General features: G+C 48.0%; 13 protein-coding genes and 3 tRNA genes. 5 read left to right on the forward strand and 11 right to left on the reverse strand.

What is annotated here, in order from left to right:
- Positions 1-25: 25 nt before the first annotated feature.
- On the forward strand, positions 26-1,573 hold the full coding sequence (locus DWX62_RS09605; protein WP_005828045.1) for a sulfatase: 1,548 nt from the start codon (positions 26-28) through the stop codon (positions 1,571-1,573).
- An 8-nt stretch (positions 1,574-1,581) separates the two neighbouring features.
- Positions 1,582-2,868 (forward strand): hypothetical protein, encoded by a 1,287-nt coding sequence (locus tag DWX62_RS09610; RefSeq protein ID WP_008663090.1) that lies wholly within the window; start codon positions 1,582-1,584, stop codon positions 2,866-2,868.
- A gap of 1 nt (position 2,869) precedes the next feature.
- On the opposite strand, the gene DWX62_RS09615 is transcribed toward DWX62_RS09610, so the two are convergent.
- From DWX62_RS09615 to DWX62_RS09655, 9 genes are all read right to left on the reverse strand, one after another.
- Positions 2,870-4,858: a fructose-1,6-bisphosphatase gene (locus DWX62_RS09615; protein WP_005828043.1), complete on the reverse strand. Its 1,989-nt coding sequence runs from the start codon at positions 4,856-4,858 to the stop codon at positions 2,870-2,872.
- A gap of 54 nt (positions 4,859-4,912) precedes the next feature.
- Complete coding sequence (locus DWX62_RS09620) at positions 4,913-6,583, reverse strand: putative transporter (RefSeq protein ID WP_120172782.1); 1,671 nt, start codon at positions 6,581-6,583, stop codon at positions 4,913-4,915.
- Between the two features lie 93 nt (positions 6,584-6,676).
- Entirely contained in the window at positions 6,677-7,690 is a 1,014-nt protein-coding gene (locus DWX62_RS09625) for an inorganic phosphate transporter (RefSeq protein WP_005828041.1), read from the reverse strand.
- Positions 7,691-7,702: 12 nt separating this feature from the next.
- A complete protein-coding gene (locus DWX62_RS09630) occupies positions 7,703-8,350 on the reverse strand; it encodes a DUF47 family protein (protein ID WP_005828040.1) in 648 nt (215 codons plus the stop codon).
- A 28-nt stretch (positions 8,351-8,378) separates the two neighbouring features.
- Positions 8,379-9,026, reverse strand: a complete 648-nt coding sequence (locus tag DWX62_RS09635) for a DedA family protein (RefSeq protein ID WP_009036866.1) — start codon at positions 9,024-9,026, stop codon at positions 8,379-8,381.
- Between the two features lie 95 nt (positions 9,027-9,121).
- On the reverse strand, positions 9,122-9,535 hold the full coding sequence (locus tag DWX62_RS09640; protein ID WP_005828038.1) for a hypothetical protein: 414 nt from the start codon (positions 9,533-9,535) through the stop codon (positions 9,122-9,124).
- 96 nt (positions 9,536-9,631) lie between these two features.
- Positions 9,632-9,703 (reverse strand) — tRNA-Glu (locus DWX62_RS09645).
- 15 nt (positions 9,704-9,718) lie between these two features.
- A tRNA-Lys gene (locus DWX62_RS09650) sits at positions 9,719-9,791 on the reverse strand.
- A 3-nt stretch (positions 9,792-9,794) separates the two neighbouring features.
- Positions 9,795-9,884: transfer RNA gene (locus DWX62_RS09655), tRNA-Ser, on the reverse strand.
- A 228-nt stretch (positions 9,885-10,112) separates the two neighbouring features.
- Between DWX62_RS09655 and DWX62_RS09660 the strand changes: the two genes are divergently transcribed.
- The 3 genes from DWX62_RS09660 (at position 10,113) to DWX62_RS09670 (ending at position 13,654) form a co-directional block, all read left to right on the forward strand.
- Positions 10,113-11,462, forward strand: a complete 1,350-nt coding sequence (locus DWX62_RS09660) for an MATE family efflux transporter (RefSeq protein WP_009036865.1) — start codon at positions 10,113-10,115, stop codon at positions 11,460-11,462.
- Positions 11,463-11,549: 87 nt separating this feature from the next.
- Positions 11,550-12,134 (forward strand): cyclic nucleotide-binding domain-containing protein, encoded by a 585-nt coding sequence (locus tag DWX62_RS09665; protein ID WP_120172783.1) that lies wholly within the window; start codon positions 11,550-11,552, stop codon positions 12,132-12,134.
- Positions 12,135-12,295: 161 nt separating this feature from the next.
- Positions 12,296-13,654: a transposase gene (locus tag DWX62_RS09670; protein ID WP_009036863.1), complete on the forward strand. Its 1,359-nt coding sequence runs from the start codon at positions 12,296-12,298 to the stop codon at positions 13,652-13,654.
- A gap of 230 nt (positions 13,655-13,884) precedes the next feature.
- On the opposite strand, the gene DWX62_RS09675 is transcribed toward DWX62_RS09670, so the two are convergent.
- Both DWX62_RS09675 and DWX62_RS09680 read right to left on the reverse strand, forming a co-directional pair.
- Positions 13,885-14,646, reverse strand: coding sequence for a creatininase family protein (locus DWX62_RS09675; protein ID WP_009036862.1), 762 nt, complete (start codon positions 14,644-14,646; stop codon positions 13,885-13,887).
- 62 nt (positions 14,647-14,708) lie between these two features.
- Positions 14,709-15,587, reverse strand: coding sequence for a helix-turn-helix domain-containing protein (locus DWX62_RS09680; RefSeq protein WP_120172784.1), 879 nt, complete (start codon positions 15,585-15,587; stop codon positions 14,709-14,711).
- Between the last annotated feature and the right edge of the window lie 39 nt (positions 15,588-15,626).

Consider the following 15,626-nt stretch of genomic DNA (forward strand, 5'->3'; position numbering starts at 1 on the left):
TAACCCTTTCTAAATTATTATCTAAATGAGAAACGAATTATTATTATCCGCCATGCTTCCGATATGCGGAATGGCGGGAGAAGCGTATGGCATGCCGCCTGGGGATGCCGTACCTGCTCCAAAAGAGCAGCCAAACATCATTCTGTTCCTAGTGGATGACATGGGATGGCAAGACACGTCCCTCCCCTTTTGGACACAGCGTACCAAGTACAACGATACGTACCATACTCCCAACATGGAACGGATGGCTACACAAGGCAAAATGTTTACGCAGGCCTATGCATGCAGCATCAGTTCACCTACGCGTGTCAGCCTTTTTACGGGAATGAATGCTGCCAGGCATCGAGTCACCAGTTGGACCCTCCGTAAGAACACTACCCATGAACAACCCGACTCGGTCATGATTTATCCGGAATGGAACGTTAACGGCATTTGTCAAGAGCCTGGCGTGGAACGGACCACACAAGTCACCTCCCTGGCCGAAGTGCTCAAAGACCATGGCTATCACACCATTCATTGCGGAAAAGCCCACTTTGGTGCTGAAGGCACTCCCGGAGCCGACCCGTTGAAAATGGGGTTTGAAGTGAACATAGCCGGACATGCTGCCGGTTCACCTGCCAGCTACTATGGCAAGGAGAATTTCGGTAACAAAACAGACGGTAAAAGCCCGCTGGCTGCCGTACCCGGTCTGGAGAAATATCATGGAACCGACACTTTCCTAAGTGAAGCCCTTACCATAGAGGCCATGAAGGCCCTGGACGATGCACAGCAGACTGACAAGCCATTCTTTCTATACATGGCACACTATGCCATCCATACCCCTATACAACCTGACATGCGTTTCTACCAGAAGTACCTGGACAAAGGCCTTCCTCCGGTAGAAGCCGCCTATGCTACTCTCATTGAGGGTATGGACAAAAGTCTGGGAGACATCATGGATTATTTGGACAAGAACAACCTGACGGAAAACACTATCCTCATCTTCATGTCCGACAATGGCGGTTTGGCGGCCCATACCCGCGCCGGACAACTGCATGTCCAGAACTATCCGCTCAACAGTGGTAAAGGTTCCGCCTACGAAGGAGGCATACGTGAACCGATGATTGTCCGCTGGCCGGGCATCGTAGCGCCCCAAACCCAATGCGACCATTACCTGATGATAGAGGACTTCTTCCCCACTATCCTTGAGATGGCAGGCGTAGACAACTATACAACCGTACAGCAACGCGACGGCATCAGTTTCATGCCATTGCTCACCGGAAAAGGTAAAATGAAAGACCGTGATATCTACTGGCATTATCCCAATAGCTGGGGTCCTTCCGGCCCGGGCATCGGAGCCACTTGCTCCATCCGTTCGGGCGAGTGGAAGCTGGTGTATTATTTCGGTGACGGTAGACGGGAACTTTTCAACATCCCCGCCGACATCAGTGAAAAACATGATATGGCCCGAGAGAAGCCTGAAGTTGTCAAAGAGTTGTCACGGAAATTAAGTAATTACCTCCGGTCTGTGGATGCGCAGCGCCCTCTGTTGCGTGCCACCCGCCAACCAGCTCCCTGGCCGGACGAAATATAGAAAAAAGTATGAAACGAAACCTTTCCCTCCTCCTCGTGTCCCTGCTTTTTGCAGGGACAGCTCTTGCCCAAGAACATAATCCGGGCAGCGTACAGCCGGATACGATTCAGAAATCCTCCGAGAAATCTTTCCGGAAACAACGCTCTCCACGAACAGACCATGGCCCGGTAGGTATCAATATCTCCTTATGGAAAAACATCTCCACACAGCGGACTGATACCATAGGAAGCACCTGTTTCAATCTGGGTGTGTTCTCCTCCATGAACCGTCTGAATGGCCTCGGCATGAATATTCTTGGCAGTGTAACCGGCAGGGATGTGAACGGTGTACAGATGGCAGGTCTGTCAAATATGGTGGGGGGAAGCATGCGAGGCATGCAGATAGCAGGAATTACCAACATCAATGGCAACAACCTTATCGGAGTATCCGTTTCGGGACTGGTAGGTATCACCGGAAACCATGCGCAAGGCGTCATCATTTCCGGTCTGGCAAACATCAGTGGGGACTATAATCGTGGCGCCTCCATAGGCGGCCTGTTGAATATCAGCGGAGAAGGTGCTTCCGGCATACACTTTGCCGGACTCGCCAATATTTCCGGTGGAAATTTCAAAGGATTTTCAGGGGCCGGCCTGCTAAGTGTAATCGGTGAAGACTTGAATGGCATGCAGATGTCCGCCCTTACCAACATCACCGCCGGAGATATGACCGGTGTTCAGGTTTCCGGCCTGGGCAATGTGGTGGGTGGTACAGCCCGAGGATTACAAATAGGCGCTGCCAATATGGCCATACGTGCCAAAGGGCTTCAAATAGGTCTATTCAACTACTACAAAGAAAAATTAGATGGTTTCCAGTTGGGATTAGTCAATGCCAATCCCCAAACAAAAGTTCAACTGATGTTTTTCGGTGGTAATGCCACCAAGCTGAATGTAGGTGCCCGTTTCAAGAACCGGCTCTTCTATACCATCCTCGGTGGCGGTACCCATTATCTGGATTTTGGCGATAAGTTTTCCGCTGCCCTCTTCTACCGTGCCGGTCTTGAATTACCGCTCTACAAACAGCTGTTCATCAGCGGAGATCTGGGATACCAACATATAGAAACCTTCAAGAACAAGGACTACGGCATTCCGGCACGTCTCTATGCCCTCCAGGCACGTGTCAATCTGGAATACCACCTGACCGAGCGCTTTGGCATATTCCTCACCGGCGGTTATGGCGGCAGCCGCTACTACACCCAAGGGAAAACCTATGACAAAGGCATCATTGTAGAGGGCGGGGTGACGATACTGAAATTATAAATTATTGTTTCTCCTTAATCAGCCCCGTCCTATACGCCACCAGCAGTTTCATCAAATCCTGAATCTGCGTAACGAGTTCACTTCCTTTATCCGTATCCTTCACCATCATACGCTGCGAATTGAATTCGACAACCAGGGTTGTAGACTTGATGTCTTGTCCTTCTTCAATGGCTTTCTGACGGCTCTGGAACGGCTCATGCTGCACCAACTGCAAGCCGTGGGAATGATATACCAGCGTATATCCCGCAATTCCCGTTTCCGGCTGATAGGCTTTTGAAAAACCACCGTCAATCACCAGCAGCTTACCATCCGCTTTGATGGGTTTCTCACCTTTAATGGTCTTTACCGGTACATGTCCGTTGATGATATGCGAATGTGGCCCCGGCTTCACGCCGAACTCTTCAAGAATGCGGTCACACACCTCAGCCTCGTTGCGCAAAGCATAGTAATGCCCTTTCGTCTCCTTATGCAATGTTTTGTCGGCCACAAAATAGCGTTCAAAGGTAGCCATCTTGTCTTTATCGAAGGAAGGGGCATCCGGTCCGCACCACATGTACCAGACATAATCCAGTGCAAACTGTTTCTCGTCCGAACCGTCCTCGTCAAAGTAAGCGGTACGTATCAGCTGGTCGGTCTTTTTCAGCAACTTACGTCCCCAGTATTCCTTTTGGCCGATGCGAACATGTTTAAAACTGCCGTCCGCATTCAGAGGCACGGAAGCATGATAAAGCAGGTTACTGTTGCACACCAGATACATGCCGCCATACGTAAACAAGCAGCGCATGTGCTTCTTCATCTTCTCGCTGTTCATGAAAGAAGAATGAATCCGGTGCATCAGTTCGCGCTCTTCGTCCGACAGACGATACGGGTCCGCCGGGTCTACGGTGGGGAAATTCACATCGCGCAACGGATATTCCTTGCCTTCGTATACAAACACACCACGCTCGAAATCCACCAGATGCAGCAGTTTCCGGTTCTCCATACCGAACTCAGGACGGCGGCTGATGATTTCCGCCTCCAGTTTCAACTGGATAACCGTAATCGCCTTGTGCATCTGTGTAATCAGCCGCAAGGTCTTCTCATTGTATTCCGCATCGGCAAAGTTCATTTTCGGCGCAAAGATGGTGCAAGGGTCATCCGCATAGGTATCCATGGCAAACGTTGCAAGCGGCAACAGATTGATGCCATAACCATCCTCCAGCGTTGCTAAATTGGCATAGCGCATCGACATACGGATTACGTTGGCTATACAAGCATCATTACCTGATGCGGCACCCATCCACAGAATATCGTGGTTACCCCATTGGATGTCGAAATTATGATAATCACAGAGAGTATCCATGATAATATGCGCACCCGGTCCGCGGTCGTATATATCGCCCACGATATGCAGCGAGTCGATGGTCAAGCGCTGGATAAGGTTGCACATCGCCACAATAAAATCATCCGCACGCTTCGTAGAGATAATGGTACTGATTATGACATTGATATAGGCATGCTTGTTAGGTTCGATGCTCGATTCGTGCAACAGCTCTTGAATGATATACGAGAACTCTGCTGGAAGTGCCTTGCGTACTTTCGAACGGGTATATTTGGACGAAACGTTCTGGCATACTTTTACCAACTGGTTCAGTGTTATCAAATACCAGTCATCCAGGTCCGTTTCCTGCTCCTTGATAAGTTGCAGCTTCTCTTCCGGATAATAAATTAACGTACAGATTTCCTTCTTCTCACTTTCGCGCAGTGTATGCCCGAATATTTCGTTCACCTTACGTTTCACTGCCCCCGATGCATTCTTCAGCACATGCTGAAAAGCCTCATACTCGCCATGAATATCCGTCAGAAAATGCTCTGTACCTTTCGGCAGATTCAGAATGGCCTCCAGATTGATGATTTCTGTACTGGCATCAGCAATGGTAGGAAAACTGCGTGATAATAATTGCAAATAACGCAAGTCATTGACAATACTTTCCGGAGTTATATTTCCCATAGTTATTTAATTGATAGTTGATAATTGACAGTTGATAATATCCCTCATTCTTCATTATCCATTAATGAAGAACATGAGCAGCACTTGGGCTATAATTACCCGTAGAAACATGCACAGCGGATAAACCGTAGCATAAGCTACAGACGGATTGTCTCCCGGAATGGTGTCGTTGGCGTAGTTCAGCGCCATGGGGTTTGCCATGCTTCCGCACAGCATACCCGCCATTGTTCCGAAATCTATCTTCAGCCACTTGAAGGTAACGATACCCATAATCAATACCGGAACCACAGTCAACGCAAAACCCGTAGCAATCCATAACAGCCCTTCCGGCCGGAATACCGTATCGAAGAAATGGACACCTGCATCCAGTCCCAGGCAAGCCAGGTAAAGAGACAATCCCAATGCACGGAGCATCAGGTTCGCACTGCGCGTAGTATAAGTCACCATGTGCATCCTCGGACCGAATGTCCCGATAAGAATACCTACGATGATAGGGCCTCCTGCCAATCCGAGCCGCACGGGAGCGCTGATGCCGGGAATGGAAATAGGAATTGCTCCCAAAGCCAGACCGATGACAATGCCGATAAATACCGCCACCAAGTTCGGTTCCTTCAGGCTTTTCACAGCATTGCCCAGCACCTTCTCCACATTTTGTATAGCAGCGGCTTCGCCCACTACGGTCAGGCGGTCACCCAATTGCAAGGTCAGTTCCGCTGTGGCCAGCAGCTGCACGCCGCTACGATAAACCCGGCTGATATTGATACCGTAATGATTACGCAGATGGAGAGAACCCAGCTTCTTGCCGTTCAACTCCGGGCGCGTCACCACGATACGTTGCGAAATCAACTGGCTGTCTATGGCATTCCAGTCTATATCTTCCTTGTTCCAATCAGTATGCTCCTGCTCGCCGAAAAGCACGGTCAGAGCCGGCGTATTTTTCTCCGAGGTAATCACCAGCAGGCGGTCACCTTCCTTTATAATCTTTTCCGAGGTAGGAATACTCACATTCCCATCCCGCCACAAGCGGGAAATCACGAACTTCGGATAGCTGTTCAGCCCGCCTATTTCCTTGATACTCTTGTTGAAGATGGCAGGATTGTGCACCTGGAACGCAACAATGTAAGGCTTGTTCACGTCATCCTTCTCTTTCAATTCCAGGTCTTCCTTATGCGCCAGCGTCTTACGGATGAACAGTACGGCCAGAATGACCCCTACCACCCCCAGCGGATATGCCACCGCACACCCCAAAGCAGGGGTACTGGACTCCAATCCCATCTGTTTCAATGTCTGCTGTGCCGCACCGAGTGCCGGTGTGTTTGTCGTGGCACCGCAAAGTATGCCCACCATATCCGGCAGGGATACCCCCAACCCATAGCTGCCCAGTACAGTCAGCAGGGTGCCGATAAGCACTACACCCGTGGCGAGCATATTCAGTTGTACCCCTCCTTTACGGAAAGAGCTGAAAAAACCCGGTCCCACCTGCAAACCCAAAGCATACACAAATATCACCAGCCCGAAGCTTTCCGCATAATTCAGCATCTGCGGGTCTATGGACAACCCGAAATGCCCGGCAATGATGCCGGCAAAGAATACAAACGTCACTCCCAATGAAATGCCGCAAACATGTATCTTCCCCAATCCCAATCCGATAGCAGAAATCAGTGAGAGTACCACAACCGCCTGCAAGGCGGAGTGCTCGACGAATAAACTATATAGCCAGTCCAATGTGCATTCTATTTTACAGTTTCAGGCTGCAAAGATAGTGCAAACCTCATGCAAAATAAAACGAACCCGTCTATTTTTTATGCGGCAGCACTTCTAAAAAAGGGATACGATACAATAAATCCCTGCTGCCAGCAAAGCACTGACGGGGATAGTCAGCACCCAAGCGGTCATCAGACTCTTCGTAACTCCCCAACGCACAGCCGAAAGCCGCTTCGTGGCCCCTACTCCGATAATAGCTCCCGTAATGGTGTGTGTCGTACTTACCGGAATCTTCAGATACTCCGTCAGATAAAGCGTAAACGCACCGGCAGTTTCCGCAATCACCCCTTCCAGTGGCGTCACCTTCGTAATCTTAGTCCCCATGGTCTTCACAATCTTCCACCCGCCGGACATGGTACCGAGTGAAATGGCCGTAAAACAAGAGAATGCCACCCAGTCCGGCAGGTCATCAATACTGTTTATCCCCATTCCCAGTCCTTCCGAATGTCCGGCTATCATAGCCGCAGCAATGATACCCATTACCTTCTGTGAATCATTCAGACCGTGCCCGATGCTGAACAAAGCCGAAGACACCAGCTGCAGTTTCTTGAACCACACCTCGGCCGTATGGGGATGCGCCCTGCGGCAAATGTACAAGACCAACAACGTAAAACCAAATGCCACCACCATACCAATCAAGGGAGCCAGAAAAATGAATGCCGCAATCTTCAGAATGATACTCAACTGGATGGCCTCAAAACCGTGTGCCATGATGGCAGCTCCGGCAAAACCTCCGATAAGCGTGTGCGAAGAAGAGGAAGGGATTCCCTTCCACCAAGTGAACAGATTCCAGGCAATAGCCGCAATCACGCCGGCCAGAATGATAGGCAAAGTAATGTAAGGCTCCATCACCGTTTTCGATACGGTGTTGGCAATGCCGAAACCGCCGATGACACACTTGGCGATGAAAAAGGCCACAAAATTGAAGAAAGCCGCCCATATCACCGCCTGAAACGGTGTAAGCACTTTGGTAGACACAATGGTGGCAATAGAATTGGCCGCATCATGAAAACCGTTGATATAATCGAATATCAGAGCCAGTACAATGATAATCACTAATAGTTCCATGCGTCCGTTCGTTTATGCGTATTTCACAATCAGGCTCCTCAAAATCTTGCCCACGTGTTCGGCTGCGTCCGTCGTTTTTTCCAACTCATACATAATCTCCTTGATTTTGATGAGTTCAATGCAGTCCTTCTCTTCTTCAAAAAGCCTGGTGATGAAAAATTCATAAATATCATCTGCCCGGTTTTCTATGTCATGCAGCTGGTTGCAATATGCGCGCAGCTTATCCGGACTCTTGCGGAATGCCTCCAGTTCATCCATGGCCTGGCCGATGAGGGCCGCTTCTTGTTGAACCATATGTCCCAGCTCTTTCCCCTTGTCCGAAATAGGATGCGGATTATAGATAGTGATACGCTTGGCACAGCTGTTTATTCCATCAATCACATCATCCATGCCCGAAGCCAGGTCATGGATATCCTCCCGGTCAAAAGGAGTAATGAAAGTAGTGCCCAGTTCATCCAGAATCAGATTGGTCAGCTTATCGCCCTCGCGCTCCAAATCTTTGATTCGTTTATAATCTTCCGCCCTCTTCTCAGGCGAGTCATGGCCCAATATTTCTATCAACAGAGCCGACGAGGACAATAAAATCTCAGACAATTGCTTCAGCAAAGGAAAGAATTTCGGTTCTTTCGGTGTGAACCGGCTAAAAAAAGAATTCTTCATAATGGATAAATGTACTAAGTATATTAATTTATTTTTGTTTTCGTTGTTTCAGTCTTGCACGCAGCACTTCTACCACGGCCGGCAGTATGGAAACCACAATAATGGCCACAATCAGCAGTTTGAGGTTCTCTTGTACAAACGGAAGGTCACCGAAGAAATAACCCGCATAACAGAAAATGGCAATCCAGCAGGCGCCCCCAATCAGGTTGTACAGCATGAAGTAATAGTAATGCATCTTACCCATCCCCGCCACGAATGGCGCAAACGTACGGACGATAGGCACAAAACGAGCTATGATAATTGTCTTGCCTCCATACTTCTTATAGAACTCATGGGTCTTGTCGAGATGGTTTTGCTTGAATATTCTGGAATCGGGATTATTGAAGAGCCTTCGCCCGAAGAAATGCCCTATCATGTAGTTGCAAGAGTCGCCCAATACCGCGGCAACAAACAATATCAAAGCCAGCACATTGACCTCGAGAGGCATGTCGGGCAGTGCGGCAATAGCTCCCGCCACAAAAAGCAGGGAATCGCCCGGCAGGAAAGGTGTGACCACCAGCCCCGTTTCGCAGAAAATAATCAGAAACAATATGGCATACGCCCACATATGATATTCCTGCACTATATCAATCATATACTGATCGATATGGAGAATAAAATCCAATAGAAAATCCATTATATATTGATTATCAGTACTTAAAAAATAGAGAAAAACTCGGCATGGGGAGACGGGCAATCTCTCCGGCTCCCGAAAGAGAGGAGGGGAAAGTACTAAATAAGAATACGCCTCAGCGTATATACATAATATCTATATGAAATCTTATGGGGATGGAAAGTAAAGGGGAAAGAAGTTGTCTTTTCTTCCGGGAGCAGAGTTTTCAGGGTTCTCGCAACCTTGGCGGCAATGAAGTCCGGATTAAGCCTCAACAATTTCGAGCAAGAGGCATGCCGTAATGAGAAGGTATTTCCTATGCAACCGGCATCTGCCAGGCAATTATAATTCGCGTCCTCCCCTTTTTCCTGGCATTGTCTGCCATCTGCCCCCGACAAGCTGTGCTGGGCTCCGGAGAAATAATGCACATCCGCAGTAGGGAGTGTCTTACATCCCTCCATATCATCAGAAACGGAAGTGAACTTCGATATGAGGAACAACCCTAACAAGATATAGAATATACATTTCGCCATAGCGGGTGCAAATATAGAAACTATTTTCGGATTACAACAGAAAAATGAAAAACAAAAAGCGGTTAACCGTTTCATCAGTCAACCGCTTTCTTGTTGTAGTGGGTACGAGAATCGAACTCGTATACCATGCGTGAGAGGCATGTATCCTAACCGTTAGATGAACCCACCCTCGCATTTGTCTTGTACACCCTCAGGGATTCGAACCCTGGACCCACTGATTAAGAGTCAGTTGCTCTACCAACTGAGCTAAGAGTGCATCTGGCGGAAGCTGGGGGATTCGAACCCCCGGTACGGTTACCCGTACGTCAGTTTAGCAAACTGGTGGTTTCAGCCACTCACCCAAACTTCCTTTTTTATAACCAGCATTCTTTTCAAATGCGGTGCAAATGTAGGGCAAACTTTTGGACTGTGCAAATCTTTCCTACATATTTTTTTCACCGTTTTCATACAATTTGAGATAACACGTTAACACTCAAACCCTAAAACAAGAAAAAAAATTTGATACATATCAAACCGTCCTTTTCAACCTTTCCTTATCTTTGCGCGATTTTTAAAGTATAGTGCACATACACGGACAATGATACAACAAGAAAGCCTGAAAAAGCGGCTTGCCAAGCTGGCCGCCCCCATTTTTATAGAGACACTTCTCATCATGATGCTCGGTGCGGTGGACACCATCATGCTGAGCCGCCACTCGGACAACAGTGTTGCCGCCGTAGGGGTAGTCAACCAAATTATCATGCTCACTTTCCTCGTTTTCGAAGTCATCAACCTCGGAACGTCCGTTCTGTGTTCCCAGTATCTCGGTGCGAAACTACACAAGAAAGTAGTGCAAGTAGTCGGCGTATCCATCCTCGTCAACCTGGCGGTAGGTATCACGGTCAGCCTGGTACTGTTCTCCTGCGCCCATCCCATCCTCCGGCTGATGGGGCTCACCGCTGAACTGATGCAGGACGGCATGGACTATATGCGTATCGTAGGCGCTTTCGCCTTCTTCCAGGCACTATCCCTCACCCTCTCCGCCTCCCTGCGCAGTGCCAACAAGGCCATCTACCCGATGATGGTCACCGTCGTAGTCAATATCCTAAATATCATCGGCAACTACTCCCTCATCTTCGGTCGCTTCGGCTTTCCGGAACTGGGCGTGGAAGGCGCCGCCATCTCCACAGCCTTCAGCCGGGGTGTCTCCATGATTATACTGTTCGTCATACTGTTCCGCAAGCACATCCACCGTTTCCCACCGGCATACTTCCGCCCTTTTCCGTGGATAGAACTAAAGAACCTGATGAAGGTAGGCCTGCCCTCCGCCGGCGAACAATTGTCGTACAGCTCGTCGCAAGTCGTCATCACCTACTTCATCAACATGCTGGGAGTGGAAGCGCTCGCCACCCGTACCTATTGTGTCAACATCATCATGTTCGCTTATCTGTTCAGCATCTCCATGGCACAAGGCGGAGCCATCTGTATCGGGCATCTGATAGGCGAGAAGAAACCTCACGCAGCCTTCCTTATGGGAAAATACGTCATGAAGAAATCCGTCATGATTACCGTCATGCTGTCCTGCATCCTCGCTCTTTCGGGGCATGCCATCTTTGGCTGGCTCACGTCCAACCCCGACATCATACGTATGGGTGCCACCATCCTTATCATAGATGTACTCCTCGAAATAGGCCGCCCCATCAACATCTTCGCCACCAACGCCCTTCGTGCGGCAGGAGATGTCAATTACCCCTTCTACGTAGGGTTGGTGGTGCAGTGGAGTGTAGCTGTAGGTGTGGGATACCTTTTCGGTTTCCCCCTCGGCTGGGGTATCTGCGGCATGTGGGTAGCCTTCCTGTTGGACGAGAATATCCGCGGCTTCATTTTCGTCCGCCGCTGGTATGGCATGAAATGGGTAAACAAAAGCTTCATCCGGAATTGTTTTTAATTCCAAAAGTCCTATCTTTGCTCCCCGAAAGCAGAAGCGGACCGAACTTTACCGGCCTTACTTACTGAACAAATAAATCATGGTCTTATGGATGCACTATTGAAAGAAACCGTAGATGCCGCTATCAACTCCCGCTATCCGGACATGGCTCCCGAGGGAAGAAGGTTGATAGAGGAAATCCTCATTCGCAAGGAAGTAGAAAAGGGCGCATTATTACTCAATGAAGGGCAAATAAGCCATAATATCGTATTTGTAGGAAAAGGCATGTTGCGCCAATTCTATTATAAAAACGGCAAAGACGTCACCGAACACTTTTCCTATGAAGGCTGCATCATCATCTGCATAGAAAGTACCCTGAAGCAGGAACCCACCCACCTCATGATTGAGGCACTCGAGTCGAGTGTCGTATACCTGCTGCCATACAACAAGCTGTTGACACTTACCGAAATCTCATGGGAAATAAACATGTTCTATCGGAAGATTCTGGAATATTCCCTGATTGTCTCACAGATAAAGGCTGACTCCTGGCGGTTTGAGGCTGCACGCGAGCGCTATAACCAGTTCATGGAACATCAGCCCGAAGTCATCAAGCGGGCTCCCTTGTCGCATATTGCGTCCTATCTGCTGATGACCCCCGAAACACTGAGTCGGGTACGTTCGGGCATACTGTAACCCTCCACCTGTCTGCCCGGAGAATACATAGGGATATTCCTAAAATAATAAAATTTAAGGCAACTAACTTGCAATGAGTTAGTTGCCTTTTTTGTATCTTTAAGCATTCCCCCCAAAAACGGTTTGACGGCCAAAACGGGGGTAATTAAAAATAAAAACACATGGTAAAGATACAAAAAATTTCAGAAATCGAACCTTGTTTAGGTTTTACCGAGTTCGATATGCTTAAAAAATATCGTCAAAGTTTTGTAACGAGTGAATTAGGTCGCCTCCATTCTCTATTCCCTTTCTCGGAACTGGCCCGACAAATGCATTTGAAGTCTTCTCCTTTGGGTCGTAAAAGTTATTTTTCTCCCGAAGGTAAAATAGCCTTGATGGTCCTGAAGTCCTATACCAACTTTTCCGATGCACAACTGATTGAACATTTAAACGGTAATATTCATTACCAGTTGTTTTGTGGTGTTCAGATTGATCCGCTTCATCCGCTGACCAATCCTAAAATCGTCAGTGCGATCCGCCAGTTCCTGACGAATCGCCTTGATGTTGAGTCCCTCCAGCTTATTCTTGCCGGGCATTGGAAACCTTATCTTGAGAACCTTCATGTCTGTATGACCGATACCACCTGTTATGAAAGCCGTCTGCGTTTCCCTACTGATACCAAACTCTTATGGGAAGGTATCGTATGGCTTCATCGTCATCTGTGCAAACATTGCCGGAGATTGCACATACAACGTCCCCGTAACAAGTATCTTGATGTAAGCCGTGCCTACCTTGTTTACAGTAAACTGCGTAAACGCAGGAAATCACAGACCCGTATGATTACACGCAGGCTACTTCAGTTGTTGGAAAAGTTGCTTGACCAGTTGGAGCGGATCCATTCATCCTACGGGAACAGGCTTACACTATCCTCTGATTACCAAAGACGATTCTCGGTCATACAGACGGTTCTTGAGCAAGGGAAGAATTTATTTGCAGGCCAAAAAGTGTCCGACCGTATCGTGAGTATCGACCGGCATTACCTTCGCCCCATTATCAGAGGCAAGGAAACCAAATCCGTTGAATTCGGAGCCAAGGTCAACAATATACAGATAGATGGAATCTCCTTTATAGAACATATCTCCTTTAAGGCTTTTAACGAAGGAGTACGTTTGAAAGACTGTATTCATCTGCAACAACAACTGACCAAGGTTAGGGTTAAGGCGCTTGCAGCGGATTCAATCTATGCCAATAATGCCAACCGGAAATTTTGTACTAAATATCATATAAGTACTTCCTTCAAGCGTAAGGGCAGAGCCGCCAAAGATGAGCCGCTTCGGAGGATCTTACGGTCGGAACTCAGCCGTGAAAGAGCTACCCGGCTGGAAGGAAGCTTTGGAACGCAGAAACAACATTACTCACTGGCCAGGATAAAAGCCAGAAACAGGAAAACGGAAATGCTTTGGATTTTCTTTGGGATACATACGGCCAATGCGGTATGCATGATAGAAAAGGTCGAAAAGAAAAAAAGAACTGCTGCATAATCAGACTAAAATAACAGGAAAAGAGGAGAGGTTTTAACTTCCCCTAAAAAAGACATGTACATAATGCATGGGTGGAAAGGAAAAAATAAGAATATGTAAATAATATTCTATGAAAAGACAGAAAACTGGGGAGGTTCAACGAAAATAATCAAGAGAAAAGCTCACGTAAAGTAAAACTTTTCTCTTAATTTATTAGAAAGAGGAACATTTACGGAATATCCCCAAGTACATCAATACAGACTTCCTTGACCGACTTCCGTAAAGAGCTTCGACAACTTCTCCACCACCGGTTTCATATAACGTTCTCCTTTCTCGGCAGAAGCTTTTTTGGGGTTCCCTACCCCGCTGTCGACTGTAGCCTTATTCCAATGGCGGGGAGCCCAGCCCACCTTTTCATTCAGGGAAGGAATAGCAAACGGTTGGGATTCTCCGTCACCGGCCTCAGCCAGATTCACCAGCTCGGGATGGTAATGCATCATGACGGAAGTCTCAGACTCGCCGGCATGGTCGTCGACAACAGCCTCAAAGTAGTCTTTGGGAGGGACGATGCTGAACCAGTCGGCAGCGATAATCAGAAAATCGGGATACACAAACGCCAGGTCACGAATCATTCCCTTGAAGTTGTTGCCGCCATGACCGCTGAGAATAATCAGCTTGCGCATGCCTTGTGCATAGAGGGAGGCAACTATGTCTTCCAGAATGGCCTGCTGGGTGGAATAGCGGGTATGGATGCAGAACGGAAGTTCGCGCTGCCCCGGATTGTGTGCACCGAAAGGTACGGGAGGCATCACCATGCAGCGTACACCGGAATTCTGTAAAGCCAATGCAGCCGCGTCTACGGCAATGTCATGCGGCAGAATACAATCAGTGAGATAAGGCAGATGCAGATTATGGGGCTCCGTAGCTCCCCAAGGCAGGATGACAACGTCATACTTCACTCCTTTCACCTTTCCATAGCAGGAAACAGTAAGGTCAATTTCTCTTTTTTCCATGATAGTTTATTTTGGGGGTAAATCTTTACCGCAAAAATAAACATTATTCCGTCACATTGAACCTATTGCCGGCGATATTCTTTAGGTGACATACCGGTGTGATGCTTGAAATACTTGCCAAAGAACGACTGGTTGGCAAAGTGCAGCTCGTCCGCAATTTCCTGAATGCTCAGCTCGGAAGACTTCAACAAGGCTTTGGCTTCCAAAACGACGAGACTGTCAATCCATTCGCCTGCCGTCTTTCCGCTGATTTCCTTCACTACGGTGGAAAGGTGCTTGGCGGTGAGGAACATCTTATCGGCATAATAGGACACACTTCGCTCTTCCTTATAGGACTCTGAAACGGCACGGATAAAGCGTTCGAACAAGTCTTCCTTCCTGCTTTTGGGTATGCGCTCCTGAACGGCATGCCCTTGATAGATGTTGTATATCTCATAGAACAGTGCCAGCAGCAATCCCTGGGTGATTTCCTTACGGAAAGGATTGTCCTTCAGCTTCACCTTGCTCCAGAGGAAAGAGTGATACTCCTGGAATGATTGGGATTCCTCCAGAGTGATGTGGACGAAAGGCCGTTCCTTAATCATGAAGAACATGGGGAAAAGCTGTTGCATGGTGGGTATCACCATATCCATAAAATCTTTTGAGACGGCAATGAAAAGTCCGGCAAAGTCATCGGAGCGTTCTCCTTGCAGAACAATCTGGTCGGGAAGGATAATACCCAACATACCTTCCCGCATTTCACATTGCTGCAAGTTGAGTTCCAGTTTGCACCACCCTTTCAGGCAGACAGTCAGGCAAGCAGCATTCAAACGGGTGGGATAAGAGCTCAAAGACATGTCCTTGATGTCATCAAAAATAGCAAAATCATTGCCGATGAAATCGATCATCGGCAAATGATGTATCTGGGAAATATCTACATTTCGTATTCTCTTAGTATCCATGGTTTTTGTGCTTTGGCGACAAATGTAGGACTATTTTGC

This window comes from Bacteroides sp. AF20-13LB (genome assembly GCF_003603065.1).
GTDB classification, from domain to species: Bacteria; Bacteroidota; Bacteroidia; order Bacteroidales; family Bacteroidaceae; genus Bacteroides; species Bacteroides uniformis.

Excerpts from the sequence above, each read along its gene's own strand:
- DWX62_RS09680 (WP_120172784.1), bottom strand. The coding sequence starts at position 15,587 with ATGGATACTAAGAGAATACGAAATGTAGATATTTCCCAGATACATCAT.
- DWX62_RS09605 (WP_005828045.1), top strand. The coding sequence starts at position 26 with ATGAGAAACGAATTATTATTATCCGCCATGCTTCCGATATGCGGAATG.
- DWX62_RS09665 (WP_120172783.1), top strand. The coding sequence starts at position 11,550 with ATGGATGCACTATTGAAAGAAACCGTAGATGCCGCTATCAACTCCCGC.
- DWX62_RS09675 (WP_009036862.1), bottom strand. The coding sequence starts at position 14,646 with ATGGAAAAAAGAGAAATTGACCTTACTGTTTCCTGCTATGGAAAGGTG.
- DWX62_RS09625 (WP_005828041.1), bottom strand. The coding sequence starts at position 7,690 with ATGGAACTATTAGTGATTATCATTGTACTGGCTCTGATATTCGATTAT.
- DWX62_RS09635 (WP_009036866.1), bottom strand. The coding sequence starts at position 9,026 with ATGGATTTTCTATTGGATTTTATTCTCCATATCGATCAGTATATGATT.
- DWX62_RS09615 (WP_005828043.1), bottom strand. The coding sequence starts at position 4,858 with ATGGGAAATATAACTCCGGAAAGTATTGTCAATGACTTGCGTTATTTG.
- DWX62_RS09640 (WP_005828038.1), bottom strand. The coding sequence starts at position 9,535 with ATGGCGAAATGTATATTCTATATCTTGTTAGGGTTGTTCCTCATATCG.
- DWX62_RS09630 (WP_005828040.1), bottom strand. The coding sequence starts at position 8,350 with ATGAAGAATTCTTTTTTTAGCCGGTTCACACCGAAAGAACCGAAATTC.
- DWX62_RS09670 (WP_009036863.1), top strand. The coding sequence starts at position 12,296 with ATGGTAAAGATACAAAAAATTTCAGAAATCGAACCTTGTTTAGGTTTT.
- DWX62_RS09660 (WP_009036865.1), top strand. The coding sequence starts at position 10,113 with ATGATACAACAAGAAAGCCTGAAAAAGCGGCTTGCCAAGCTGGCCGCC.
- DWX62_RS09610 (WP_008663090.1), top strand. The coding sequence starts at position 1,582 with ATGAAACGAAACCTTTCCCTCCTCCTCGTGTCCCTGCTTTTTGCAGGG.